Origin of the sequence: Streptomyces sp. NBC_00386, assembly GCF_036063235.1 — a bacterium.
Classification (GTDB): Bacteria; Actinomycetota; Actinomycetes; order Streptomycetales; family Streptomycetaceae; genus Streptomyces.
In genome coordinates this window covers 3,333,548-3,346,147 of record NZ_CP107950.1, presented here as the reverse complement: position 1 = coordinate 3,346,147, position 12,600 = coordinate 3,333,548, and the positions used below count along the sequence as shown (strand labels likewise).

The window sequence follows — 12,600 nt, the reverse complement described above, 5'->3', positions numbered from 1 at the left end:
AAGGCCCGGGTCCCGTGAGGGAGGCCCGGGCCTTCGCCGTGCCGCGCGTCGGGCGCCTTCGCCGTACGTCGGCCGTCCTGCTGTCCCGCCGTACGCCAGGTGTGTGTCAGCCGTTGGCCAGTGCCTGCACCCGGTCGAGCGCACCGTTGAACTTGTCGTGGTCCCCGACCGTCGGTCCTGACGACGTGTACTGCCACATCGTGTAGTAGTCCCAGCCCGCCGGGAGCGTCCCCGGATCGGAGGCGTACCGCGCTATCCACAGGGGATGGGCGGACGCGAAGCCGCTGTAGTTGCCGGTGCACTGGGTCCACCAGCTCGCGGCCGTGTAGATCACCGCGTCACGGCCCGTCCTGGCCCTGTACTGGGTGAGGAAGCTGCTGATCCAGCTGACCATCGCGCTCTGCGTCTTGCCGTAGCAGGCGGCCCCGTACGGGTTCCACTCGATGTCGAGGGTGCCGGGCAGCGTCTTGCCGTCGCCCGACCAGCCGCCGCCGTGGTCGACGAAGTAGTTGGCCTGGGTGGCGCCGGTCGTGGTGTCCGGGGTCGCGAAGTGGTACGACCCGCGGATCATGCCGATGTTGTACGCGCCGTTGTACTGCTGGGCGAAGTACGGGTTCGTGTAGTACGTCCCCTCGCTCGCCTTGGTGTAGGCCCACCTGACCCCGCTGTTCCACAGCGTCGACCAGGCGACGTTGCCCTGGTAGCCGGCCACGTCCACACCTTCTGTCTGGGTGGCGTCACCGGTGGACGGCGTGCCGTCCTGACCGTCGTGGTCGATGACCCCCATGCCCATCCGGGCGGAGCCCCGGGCGGGGGTGTCGGCGGCGGAGGAAGGGAGGGTGGAGAGGAGGGAGAAGGCGGCGAGCAGGGTTCCTGCCGCGAGCACTCGCAGGCGGCGGGCCGTTCCGGATCCGTGCACGGACATGTGCGTGCCTCCGAAGGGCGATGGAGCTCCGGAGCCCGGGGGGAGCTCGGGGGAGCTCGGTGGGGGGAAAAGCGCGGGCATGCGTGCCCCGGGGGGATCAGGTCGTCCTTGACCTGGGAGTGGCGTGCGCATGCCAGTAAAGGTGTCTGATAAAGAAGCTACGCACGTAGAAGACGGCGTGGGAAGAGGGGCCGGGGGCTGCCGTTGGTCTACGCCTGCGAAATACTGGCGGAGCTGCGGCAACGGCGAGTTCTGGCAGAAACTTTCAGGATCGGGAAACCGGGTCAGGGGTGCTGACGTGCACGAGGGCGGAAACGACGGCGGAGGTCCGGTCGAATCCGGCGTGTCGGGAAATGGTATGGACCGGCCCGCGGCGCACGGCGGTGTGGAGCGCGAGTTCCTTTCCCTGGAACGCGAGTTGACCGTGTTCCTGCGCCGCGCTCGCGCCAACCAGGGGGAGATGGCCCGCGAGGTCCATCCGGACCTGGAGTCCGCCGCGTACGGGCTCCTCGTCCGTCTGGAGGAGTGCGGCCGCCAGCGCGCCACGGAACTCGCCGCCTACATCGGCGTCGGCAAGGCCACGATGTCCCGGCAGCTGCGCGCCCTGGAGGAGCTGGGCCTGGTCGCGCGCGAACCCGACCCCGCCGACGGCCGCGCCTGGCTCGTCCACCTCACCGATGAGGGCCGCGGACGTGTCTCCAGCGTCCGCGAGGCCCGCAGGGCCCGCTACGTCCGCCAACTCGCCCACTGGGACCAGAACGAGGTCGCGGAACTCGCCCGCCTGCTGAACCAGCTGAACCGCGGCATGGAGAGGTAGCTCCGTCCGGCCGGCGCCCGCGCCTCCGGACAGCTCCCCGCACGGTTTCCCGGACGGCGCGCCGCGCGGCGCCGTTCGCGGTTCCCGCGCAGCTCCCCTCGCGGTTCCGGGAAGAGCACGACGCGCAGCGCCGTTCACGGTTCCCCCGCGGCTCGACGCGCGGCCCCGCTCACAGGTCCACGAAGACCACCGTCGCGTCGTCGTGCGTCTTGCCCCGCCGGGACCCCGGCCGCTCCGACGCGTCCGAGCGTTCCAGGCGCCGTACGCGCTCGACGAGCGAGGCCGAGCCCTCTTCGCGCACGAGGGCGAACAGTTCGGCCCAGTCGCCCGCGTGGAACCTCTCCACCCACCGGGTGGCGCCGTCCGTGAGAGCGGTCAGGGCGCGGACCGAGGACCGGGGGAGGGTGCCCGTCACCGCGCGCGAGGCGACCGAGGGGTCCGCGGCGGCCGTGAAGAAGCCGCCCTCCTTGTTGCGGACGGTGGAGTCGGCGACGGCGTCCGAGGCGAGGGCCGTGCGCGGGAGCCGCGAGAGGCGGTCGTCCAGCAGGGCGGTGACCTCGCCGGAGGGGGATTCCACCAGCAGGGCCGAGTCCGAGAGGATCAGGTACTCGACCCGCGACACGGACCACCGCGCGAGGACCACGGTTGCCTGGGGCGTACGCGGGTGAGAAAGGTCACAGGTGTCGGCGTGTGCGTCGGCGACGCGGCGAATCGCCCGCGCCAGGACCTCCCGCAGGGGTAAATCCCCCTGCGAAACGGACAGTTCGGTCAGCGCGCCGCCGAGCCGCGCGGAGAACCAGGGGACCGAATGCAGACAGCCGTCGCCACCCCGGGGCGGCGTCACCCCGTCGAGCGCGACCAGTGAACCGCCCTGTCCTGAAGCGGGAAGCCCGACCGATGCGAAGTCCTCATTGGGGTGGTCCGGGTCTCCGGGCTCCGACACGAGTTCAGTGCGCATTCCGCCAGTCTGCACGAGCCCTTCACAAGGGCGCCGGAAGGACGCCGGGCAACGCCCGACGTGCGGTTCGGCAGCTCAGGCGCCGGGTTTGGCATGGAATGATCGACTCCGGCAAAACGTGGCGGCGAATACTGCCAAAGCCCGTCCCGGACGTCCAACCGGCCCGCCGCGCGGGCCCGTCGCGAGCACCGGGGAGACTTGCCCGCCAACTCCCCTCCGATGTTCACTCCTTCGGGTGGCGGGTCAGATGATGCGGGACCACTGCCCACCGGCACTGGGAGGGTCGGGAGCCGTACCGGGCGTACGCCGCGATTGACGGGACGTCACCCGGGCCCCAAATGGGTACACGAGTCAGGAATGCGAGCACCGGTGCAGAAGACGCGGCCGAGGCGCACAGGCAAGAAGACGGCCTCCAACTCCACAGAGGGTGGCGCCGTCGGCGACGCCACCGGCTCCACGGGCCGGGGCAGGACCGCCCATGTACGCAACCGGCTGATCGTGGCCGTGGCGGTCGTCGCGGCCGCCATCGCCGGAGCCGGCGCGCCCATGGTCCTGTCGGCCTCACAGCAGCTGAACGATTCCCAGAATCTGGTGACGCTCGCCCAGCGCACCCAGCAGGCGCTGACCCTCGCGCACGCGCTGGCCGACGAGCGCGACGAGGTCACCTCCTACGTCGCCGCCGGCAGGCCCAAGGCCAAGGCGCCCTCCGAGCGGCGCAGCGCCCTGGTCGACCGGCAGGTCGACGAGCTGCGCGCGGACGCGGACGCCCCCGCCGCGCTGCTCGAGGACCTCGACGGCATCGCGACACTCAGGCGATCGGCGCTCACCGGGAAGAGCTCCGCCCTGGAGGCGCACCAGGCGTACTCCGGCGCCATCGCCGAACTCCACGCCCTCGCCGAGGACCTGGCCGACCGGATGCCGCCGCGCGCGGGCGCCGGTTCGCACGCCCTCGCCGAGCTGGACACCGCCGTCCAGCAGTCCGCCGCGGCCCGCGGACTGCTCCTGGCGGCCCTCGGCATCCCGCACACCACCCAGAGCGTCTACAACCCGGTCACGGGTCTGACGAGCACCGTGAACACCTCGTCGGCCGCCGACGTCAAGCAGCGCGACGCGCTGAGCGCCGCCGCCCAGCAGGCGCGCCTCCGCTCCGACGCGGCCATCGCGGACTTCCGCGAGACCGCGCCCAAGCAGGCCGTGACGTCGTACGACTCCACGGTCACCGGCCCCGACGTCGGCTCCGCGGACAAGTACCTGGCCAACCTCACCGCGCAGCCGAAGCTCTCGGACTCCGCGCTCGGCACCGGCGTCAAGAAGCTCGACGCCGCCCTGTCGGCCCGGATCGAGCTGATGCGCGGAGCCGAGGCCTCCCTCAACGACCACCGCACCAAGAACGTCGAAGCGCTGCGGGACGACGACGTCACCGCGCTGGAGCTCCGCGTCACCCTGCTCGGCGTCCTGATGCTGGTCGCCGCCGGCATGACGATGGCCATGGCCCGCAGCCTGACCAGGCCGCTCGCCGTCCTGCGCCTCGGCTCGGCCCGGCTCGCCGCCGACCCGGCCTCCGGGGAACCGGTCAAGTTCACCGGCCGCAACGACGAGTTCGCCCAGGTCGTCCGCTCCGTCAACGCACTGCACGCGCACGCCGTCGGTCTGCACGAGCGGATCACCACCCTCGAAGGCGACCGCAAGCACCTCGTCGGCCAGCGCCAGCAGATGGCCGACGAGCGCGACCGGCTGCGCTCCGAACTCGCCGAGGCGGCGGCCCACCTGGAGCAGGTGCGCGGCACCATCCACAGCACCTTCGTGAACCTCGCGCTGCGCACCCTCGGCCTCGTCGAGCGCCAGCTCGGCGTGATCGAGGGCCTGGAGGAACGCGAGCAGGACCCGGACCGCCTCTCCACCCTCTTCAAGCTCGACCACTTCGCCACCGTCATGCGGCGGCACAGCGAGAACCTCCTCGTTCTCGCGGGCGCCGAGCACGTCCAGCACCACGCGGGCCCGGTCCCGCTCGTCGATGTCGCCCGTGCCTCGGTCAGCGAGATCGAGCGGTACGAACGGGTGCGGATCGCCGCGCTGCCCCCGCACGCGCACATCGCCGGGTTCGCCGCCGACGACCTCAGCCACCTGGTGGCCGAACTCCTTGAGAACGCCACCTCGTTCTCGCCGCCCGACGTGCCCGTCGAGCTCTCCGGCTGGCTGCTGGAGAGCGGTGACGTGATGCTCTCCGTGCAGGACGAGGGCATCGGCATGACCGATGACCGGATGAGGCACCTCAACGCCCGCCTCTCCGAGTTCGACCCGGAGGACACGTACGACCAGGAGAGCGGCGAGGGACTCGGGCTCGGCCTGTACGTCGTGGCCAGGCTCGCCCACCGGCACGGTGTACGGGTGAAGCTGCGCGAGCAGAAGCAGGGCGGGGTGGCCGCCGTGGTCGTCCTCCCGAAGGCGCTGCTCGCCGCCGCACCCGCGTCCACCGTCCCCGCCTCCGTCCGGCTCGCCGGCGGAGCCCCCGCGGTGGCCCTGCCGGGCGCGGACGCCGAGGCCAACTCCAACGTGCTGCGCGGCCGTTCGATCCTGCGCGCCTCGGTCGCGGCCTCGGCCGACGCCGAGGACCCGCTGATCGCGGCGGCCGAGGCGGCCCTTGAGGGCGCCGCCACCGAACCGGAGGCGGTGCCCGAGCGGACGCAGGCCTCCGAGCCCGGGCCGGACGTGCAGGTTCCGGTCATCCCGGCGCCCCGTGAGCCCGAGCCGGAGTTCACCTCCGAGACGACGATGGAGCTGCTCCTCCCGGAGCTCGCCCCGCAGGCCCCCGCGCAGGACGCCACCGAGGAACCGGCCGCCATGGCCGCCACAGCCGTCACGACCGGCACCGCGGGGACGGCCGACGCACCCGGCCCCGGATCCCCCGGGCCGGCCCAGGCCCTGGCCGGGGACACGACGACCGCCCGCGCGGACATGACGACCGCCCGCGCGGACACCACGCCCGCCGGTGTCGCGGAGACCGACTCCCGCACGGACGGGACGGCTCCCGGTGCCACGGAGACCGCCTCCCACCCCGGCGAACCGGCCGCGGAGCGCGCTCCGGCGGCGGACGTCCCCGAGGCAACGGCCACCGAGGCACCCGCGGACCCGTACGCCATCGGCCCCGACGACCACGAGCGTGTTCCCGACGAACACCCCAGGGTCACCGACAAGGGCCTGCCCAAACGCACACCGAAGATCTCCGCCCCCGCGACCGCACCGCGCCCCCGTATGGGCGGCGTGGACGCCGACGCACTGCGCCGCAGGCTCGGCGGGTTCCACCGGGGCGCGATCGAAGGCCGACGCGATGTGGAGGCCGAGATCGCGGACCGGACGGCGGAGACCCCCACGCCCGAAGGACAGACCCCGCCGGCCCCCACACCCGCACACGCGCCCGCAGGACCCGCGTCCACCGATCACCGGACCGGCGCACAGGACGTAGAAGCATCGGGGGGCACAGTCGAGGAGGCAAGCAGTTGACCGCGACCAGTACCTTCGGCCTGAGCAGCGAAGCACGTAACCTGCACTGGCTGCTGACCAATCTCGTCGAGGAGGTGCCCGGCCTCCACTCGGTCGCGGTCGTCTCCTCCGACGGCCTGCTCCTGCTCTCCTCCGACCCCGGCCGCAACGCCGAGGCGAGGACGGCCGACAGCACCAGGCCGACCGGCCCCAAGGGCTCCGCGGCCGACCTGGCCACCATCGTCTCCGGCATCGGCAGCCTCACCCTCGGCGCCGCCAAGCTGATGGACAACGGCGGCGTCAAGCAGACCATGGTCGCGATGGACGAGGGCAGCCTCTTCGTCATGGCGATCAGCGACGGCTCGCTGCTCGGAGTGCACGGCTCCGCGGACTGCGACATGAGCGTCGTGGCGTACCACATGGCGCTCTTCGTCGGCCGGGCCGGACATGTCCTGACCCCCGAGCTGCGCATCGAGCTCCGAAAATCCCTCGAGGCCGACGCTCACGGGAGTGCCTGATGACCGCGTCGAACGGCGTCAAGAAGCTCCCGGTGCGCGGCGGCGACCGCAAGCCCGCCCGCGTACGCCCCTATTCGCTCACCGGCGGACGTACACGCTTCGGTCACGTCCTGCTGGTGGAGACGTTCGTGGCCGCGCTGGAGGCCCCGGAGGCGCGCAAGGAGCTGACCAACGGCTCGCTCACCACCCGGGTCATGCCCGAGATGCGGGCCATCGTCGAACTCTGCCGCCGGATGCGTACGGTGGCCGAGATCGCCGCCCTCCTCAGGATGCCGCTCGGAGTGGTCCGGGTGCTCCTGAGCGACCTGGCGGACCAGGGAAAGATCCGCGTGTACGGAACAGGTCACGGCCCGGGACAGCCGGACCGTGCCCTGCTGGAAAGGGTGCTGAGTGGACTCCGCCGTCTCTGACGCCGAACCTGGCGTCGCCCCCCTCCTCGACGAAGAGGAGAACCTGAAGGCCTGGCAGACGGACCGCACGCGCGCGCCGATCGCCACGAAGATCGTGGTGGCCGGCGGCTTCGGCGCCGGCAAGACCACCCTCGTCACATCCGTCTCGGAGATCACGCCTCTCCAGACGGAGGCGCTGATGACGCAGGCCAGCGAGGAGACCGACGACCTCACGGGTACGCCGGACAAGCTGACCACCACCGTGGCCATGGACTTCGGGCGCATCACGCTCGACGACGACCTGGTGCTCTACCTCTTCGGCACGCCGGGCCAGCAGCGGTTCTGGTTCATGTGGGACGACCTGGTGCGCGGCGCGATCGGTGCGGTGGTCCTCGCCGACACCCGCCGTCTCTCGGACTGCTTCCCGGCGCTCGACTACTTCGAGAGCTGCGGGCTGCCGTACGTCGTCGCCGTCAACCACTTCGACGGCAGCGACGAGTTCGAGCCCGACGACGTGCGCGAAGCACTCACGGTGCCTTCACACATACCTGTCATGATCATGGATGCGCGCCGCCGGATCTCGGTCGTCGAGACCCTGCTCGCGCTCGTCGGTCACGCGCTCGAAGTCAGCCCCGAATAGGGACGCCCGAGTCCTAGGAGAAGCAACCCGCATGCGGAAGATACTCGTCGTGGGAGCCGGCCAGTCCGGACTCCAACTCGCCCTCGGACTCCAGTCGCACGGGTACGAGGTCACCCTGATGTCGAACCGGACGGCGGACGAGATCCGTTCCGGCCGGGTCATGTCGACGCAGTGCATGTTCGACACGGCGCTCCAGTACGAGCGCGATCTTCAGCTGAACTTCTGGGAGTCCCAGGCCCCGAAGATCGAAGGGCTCGGGGTCTCCGTCGCCGTCCCCGGCTCCTTCGAACCGGGCCCCTCGCAGCGTGCCATCGACTGGGTCGGCAAGCTCGACGGCTACGCGCAGTCGGTCGACCAGCGGGTCAAGATGGCGGGCTGGATGGAGACCTTCGCGCAGCGCGGCGGCCAACTGGTCATCCACGGTGCCGCGGTCTCCGACCTCGACTACTTCTCCCGCGCCTACGACCTGGTGCTCGTCTCGGCCGGCAAGGGCGAACTCGTCTCCATGTTCGGCCGTGACGCCTCCCGCTCCCCGTACACCGAGCCGCAGCGCGCCCTCGCGGTGTCCTACGTGCACGGCCTGGGCCCGCGCCCGGAGCACCCGGACTACGACGCGGTCCGCTGCAACCTGGTCCCCGGTGTCGGCGAGCTCTTCATCATGCCGACGCTCACCACCTCGGGACGCGCCGACATCCTCTTCTGGGAGGGCATCCCCGGCGGCCCGCTCGACGTCTTCAACGGCGTCAAGGACCCCGCCGAGCACCTCTCCCTGACCCTGGAACTCATGGAGCGGTTCACGCCCTGGGAGTACGCGCGCGCCACCAACGTCGAACTGACCGACGCGGGCGGCACGTTGTCCGGACGGTACGCCCCCACCGTCCGCAACCCGATCGGCCGGCTGCCCGGCGGCGGACTGGTCCTCGGCGTCGCCGACGTCGTCGTGGCCAACGACCCGATCACCGGCCAGGGTTCCAACTCGGCGTCCAAGTGCGCCGCCGCCTACCTCGCCTCGATCGTCGAGCAGGGCGACAAGCCCTTCGACGAGGAGTGGATGCAGGCGACGTTCGACCGCTACTGGGACACCGCGCAGCACGTCACCAAGTGGACCAACGCGATGCTGGGCGTCCCGCCGGAGCACGTGCTCAACCTGATCGGAGCGGCAGGCCAACTCCCGCCCGTGGCCGACCGGTTCGCCAATGGCTTCAACAACCCGGCCGACTTCGAGAACTTCTTCTTCGACCCCGAGAAGACGTCCGCCTACCTGGCGTCGGTCACCGGGGCCTGACGGCCCTCTGACCCGCGGTCCAGCAGTCGTCGCCTGTCGTTGCCTGCCGTTGCCGGTTCGACTCGGCCGACCCACGGACGACCCACGGACGGTCCAGGGGTAACCCCTGGGCCGTCCGTCGCCGTATATCGCTGCTGTACTACATCGGTGCTGTACTGCAGTGGTTCCGGAGCGGGCGGGCCGTCTTCGCGTGCGGGAACCGAATGCTCGTTCACCGCGTCCGGTCCAACTGGTACTGGAGGATGGTGCATATGACGAAGCCGGCCATATCGTTCGGCAGCGGCCTGCTGGTCGTCGGGATCACCGCGGCTGTGTGGTGGAACTGGTTCAGCGAGCCCTATGCCCTGGCCGACGCACCCAAGGTCGACGTGACGGTGCGCGCGGAGAAGTCCACATACCCCGACGTGCGGGAGACGGCCAAGGACGTCGACACTGTCGTACGGGTCTACGTCCAGCGACTCAAGGACGGAGACGCGAAGGGAATTGCCGATCTCGCAGGGCCCGCTTACGAGCAGCCTGGTCCCACCGCGGCCAAGTACGTGCGCGAGTACGGCGGGGCAGCGGGTGGCCCCGTCGAAGTCACCGTACTGGAGGGAGTCGTCAGCTACTTCAACCCGGTGACAGTGGTGTACAAGGAAACCGGTCAGCGGCAGGAGCTGCTGCTGGTGAAGGACGACGGGCACTGGTGGATAGGCCTCGGCGACGGAGACCCCGCGGCGGGCATGTAGCCGCGTTCCGTTCGATTCCGGCAGGCTGCAGAGCATCCGGCCCGGCGAAACGGGTCCCGCCTCCCACCCGTCCGGGACGGGTACGGCCTTCCTCCTGCCCGGACGAGCAGCACGCCCCCGTCCGGGAGCTTCCGCTACCTCGGTGCGGTCACCGGAGCGGCCGAGGCGTAGCCCTCGTCGGATCCGTCCGTGGCGCCCTCGGGGAGCTCCGACGGCGTGTAGTGCCGCAAGGGCTCCCCGTCCGGGTCCGGGCGTACGGCACCCAGCAGCGGGTTGGCCGCGATGGGGGACACCTTGATCCTCGCCCCCGGCCGCGGGGCCTGCACCACCATCCCCTCGCCGAGATAGAGGGCGACGTGCGTGGCCTCGGGGAAGTAGATCACCAGATCACCGGGACGCAGCTTGTCCAGCGGGACTCTCGGAAGCTCGGCCCACTGCTCCTGGCTGGTGCGCGGAATGGGCCGGCCGGCCCGCTCCCAGGCCCGTGACGTCAGCCCCGAGCAGTCAAAGGTCTTCGGCCCCTCCGCACCCCACTCGTACGGCTTCCCGATCTGCTCGACGGCGTAGCGCAACGCCTCCTCGCCCTCCCGCGTGGGCGGCCGCACGCTGCTGAGGGAGCCCGACGCCATGATCTTCTTCTGGGCCGTGTCCGTTCCCGACTTCTCCACCCGGTCCAGTTCGGCGATCTGTTCCGCGGTCAGGGAGGCGAGCAGTCGCTGCACGTCGTCGAGACGCTCGCGCACCTCGTCCCGCTCCTTCTGCCGGCGTGCGGCGAGGGAGAGCTGTGCGTCCAGCGCCTTGCGGGCCGCGCGCGCGAGCCCGTCGGCCCGCTTCTCACGGCCCGTGACCCGCCGCACGGTCTGGGCCCGCTCCAGCGACAACTGCCCGATCAGGTGCCCCTGGTCGAGGGCGTGCTGCGGATCCCGGGCGAGCAGCAGCCGTACGTACGGGGAGATCTCGTTCCCGCTCTGGTACTGCTGCCGGGCCAGCCGTCCGGCGGCGACCCGGCTGTCCTCCAGCGACAGGCGGGCCCTGGCGAGGCGGGCGTCGAGCCGGGCGACCTCCGCGCGCTGCTTCTTCAGTTTCTCGGCGGTCCCGTTGTACGTCTCGGTGGCGCGTTCGGCGTCCCGGTAGAGCCGCTGAAGATCCGTCAGCAACGAGGTGACGGACCGCTGGGAGCCGGTGCCGGAGGCCGGGCCGGGCTCGGGGGCGGCCACCGCGGGCGTGGAGGGGAGGAGCGCCCCGACCGCCATCGCCCCCGTACAGACCAGACGCAGAAGCCTTCCTGACATGCCGTCACCTCCGTTGCCGGGGTGGCCGGTCCGCCACCCGTTTCGCACCGGCAGGATCGGGCCGCCGCATCCCGGGCGCGCGCCGGGGGAGCGCTTCGGCCCAAGAAGGTCACTCGTCTGCGTTGCCGCCCGGCGTGGCGCCGCCGCTGCCCCCGCCCTTGTGCGTGCCCGGGGACCAGGGCAGCTTGAACCGGCGCTCCGACGCGTCGCCCTCGGGGGCGTACTCGTACTTCCACCCCTGATGCAGACCGAGCCGCTTGCTGGTGGCCGCCTGGACGCGCCGGTAGACCAGAACGGTGGACCTGCCGCCGTCGGGGTCGGGCACCGGGATCCGGTACGTCTTCGGCGGGTGGCCGGTGATCCCGAGCAGGACCGGCAGGACGCGCCCGTCCAGCGGGCCGCCGACAAAGGGGGTGTCTTCGCTCTTCACCGGACCAGTGTCACAGCAGGTGGCCCGCATTCTCGACAACGGGCAGCACCCGCCGGACCAGCGCCCCCGCGATACCGTCGGGGCGCTCCATCGCGAGCGCGGCCCGGACCACCGCGGCGGTCTGCGGATCGCTCCCGGCGCTCGCCGCGAGCGCCGCCGTGAACTGCTCGACGAGCCAGTCCCGCAGCTCGTCCAGCGGCGGTTCCTTGTCCTCGTCGAGCCAGATCAGCGAGGCGGCCTCCACGGCCGTGATCCACATCCGTACGGTCATCCGCAGCCGGGGCCCGGGATCCTTCACCGACAGATGATCGAGAATGTGCTCCGCCGCGGCCCGGCGGACTCCGTCGACTATGGCCGTGGTCCGCGAGGTCTCGATGACGCTGCCGCCCTGGAGCAGAGCGCTGAATCCGGCGTCGTGCTGGTCCACGAACGCGAGGTACCGGTCGAGGGCCCGGGAGAGCCGCTCGGTCAGCGGCCCCTCCGGGGGCTCCGCGAAGCACTGCTCCAGCTCCTCGGCGGCGGACCGCAGGGCAGCCTCGTACAACTGCTGCTTGCCGCCGGGGAAATACCGGTACACGAGCGGCCGCGACACCCCGGCCGCCTCCGCCACATCGTCCAGCGAGACCTCCTCGGGCACCCGCTGGGCGAACAGGGACAGCGCGGCTTCGAGCAACTGACTGCGCCGCTCCTCGACACTGAGCCGACGGTAAGCGGGGGTGGAAGCCTGCGAGGTCATGTCCGGCAGCGTAACCGCCCATCCGCACACCCTCGCGAACAGCGCGGAAGAGCGACACCGAGGCCGGTCCGGGGCCCAAGCCCCAGCCCCTCCCGCAGCCGCCGTACACGCGAGGGCCGCGCCGCGAGCGGACACCGAGGCCCGTCCGGGGGCGCGAGCCCCGTACTACCCGCAGCCGCCTACAACGCGAGGGGACGTGCCGGTACATCACATGCCCGCAGGCCGGACGGATCACGACTCGCGCCCACGTGGAACGCCGGGGGGATCCGTTCGGATGCGGGCGGATGTACCGGCGCGGCCCCGCCCCCCATCGCACGCCCGGCGTCCCGGGCCGAGCTTCACCCCGAAGCCCTAGGCGGGTCCGGAGCCGTATCGGACGCACGGTGTTCCCGGGCCGAGCGT

The 12,600-nt window shown here is 71.5% G+C and carries 12 protein-coding genes; 7 read left to right on the top strand and 5 right to left on the bottom strand.

The genetic code is table 11. The annotated features are described in order from the left end of the window. Positions 1 to 106: 106 nt before the first annotated feature. The gene (locus OG780_RS14510; RefSeq protein ID WP_328448283.1) at positions 107 to 925 is read right to left on the bottom strand and encodes a lysozyme; all 819 of its coding nucleotides are present in this window, start codon (positions 923 to 925) and stop codon (positions 107 to 109) included. 298 nt (positions 926 to 1,223) lie between these two features. Between OG780_RS14510 and OG780_RS14505 the strand changes: the two genes are divergently transcribed. Continuing rightward, entirely contained in the window at positions 1,224 to 1,742 is a 519-nt protein-coding gene (locus tag OG780_RS14505) for a MarR family winged helix-turn-helix transcriptional regulator (RefSeq protein WP_328448281.1), read from the top strand. Positions 1,743 to 1,911: 169 nt separating this feature from the next. Here the strand turns inward: OG780_RS14505 and OG780_RS14500 are convergent, their stop codons facing one another. Then, positions 1,912 to 2,700: a protein phosphatase 2C domain-containing protein gene (locus OG780_RS14500; protein WP_328448279.1), complete on the bottom strand. Its 789-nt coding sequence runs from the start codon at positions 2,698 to 2,700 to the stop codon at positions 1,912 to 1,914. A 357-nt stretch (positions 2,701 to 3,057) separates the two neighbouring features. On the opposite strand from OG780_RS14500, the gene OG780_RS14495 reads away from it, so the two are divergent. The 6 genes from OG780_RS14495 (at position 3,058) to OG780_RS14470 (ending at position 9,740) form a co-directional block, all read left to right on the top strand. Beyond that, positions 3,058 to 6,201 (top strand): sensor histidine kinase, encoded by a 3,144-nt coding sequence (locus tag OG780_RS14495; RefSeq protein WP_328448277.1) that lies wholly within the window; start codon positions 3,058 to 3,060, stop codon positions 6,199 to 6,201. After that, a complete protein-coding gene (locus OG780_RS14490) occupies positions 6,198 to 6,698 on the top strand; it encodes a roadblock/LC7 domain-containing protein (RefSeq protein WP_328448275.1) in 501 nt (166 codons plus the stop codon). The genes OG780_RS14495 and OG780_RS14490 overlap by 4 nt, the downstream gene beginning before the upstream one ends. Then, positions 6,698 to 7,108 (top strand): DUF742 domain-containing protein, encoded by a 411-nt coding sequence (locus OG780_RS14485; RefSeq protein ID WP_328448273.1) that lies wholly within the window; start codon positions 6,698 to 6,700, stop codon positions 7,106 to 7,108. Before OG780_RS14490 ends, OG780_RS14485 begins: the two co-directional genes overlap by 1 nt. Next, the gene (locus OG780_RS14480) at positions 7,089 to 7,727 is read left to right on the top strand and encodes a GTP-binding protein (RefSeq protein ID WP_328448271.1); all 639 of its coding nucleotides are present in this window, start codon (positions 7,089 to 7,091) and stop codon (positions 7,725 to 7,727) included. Before OG780_RS14485 ends, OG780_RS14480 begins: the two co-directional genes overlap by 20 nt. Positions 7,728 to 7,758: 31 nt before the next feature. After that, the gene (locus OG780_RS14475) at positions 7,759 to 9,012 is read left to right on the top strand and encodes a styrene monooxygenase/indole monooxygenase family protein (RefSeq protein WP_328448269.1); all 1,254 of its coding nucleotides are present in this window, start codon (positions 7,759 to 7,761) and stop codon (positions 9,010 to 9,012) included. Between the two features lie 251 nt (positions 9,013 to 9,263). Next, positions 9,264 to 9,740, top strand: coding sequence for a hypothetical protein (locus tag OG780_RS14470; RefSeq protein WP_328448267.1), 477 nt, complete (start codon positions 9,264 to 9,266; stop codon positions 9,738 to 9,740). 134 nt (positions 9,741 to 9,874) lie between these two features. Here OG780_RS14470 and OG780_RS14465 read toward each other — a convergent pair whose 3' ends face one another. From OG780_RS14465 to OG780_RS14455, 3 genes are all read right to left on the bottom strand, one after another. After that, positions 9,875 to 11,032: a C40 family peptidase gene (locus tag OG780_RS14465; protein ID WP_328448265.1), complete on the bottom strand. Its 1,158-nt coding sequence runs from the start codon at positions 11,030 to 11,032 to the stop codon at positions 9,875 to 9,877. A 109-nt stretch (positions 11,033 to 11,141) separates the two neighbouring features. Then, positions 11,142 to 11,462, bottom strand: coding sequence for a hypothetical protein (locus OG780_RS14460; protein ID WP_443062161.1), 321 nt, complete (start codon positions 11,460 to 11,462; stop codon positions 11,142 to 11,144). A gap of 10 nt (positions 11,463 to 11,472) precedes the next feature. Continuing rightward, positions 11,473 to 12,198, bottom strand: a complete 726-nt coding sequence (locus OG780_RS14455) for a TetR/AcrR family transcriptional regulator (RefSeq protein ID WP_328448261.1) — start codon at positions 12,196 to 12,198, stop codon at positions 11,473 to 11,475. Positions 12,199 to 12,600: the final 402 nt, after the last annotated feature.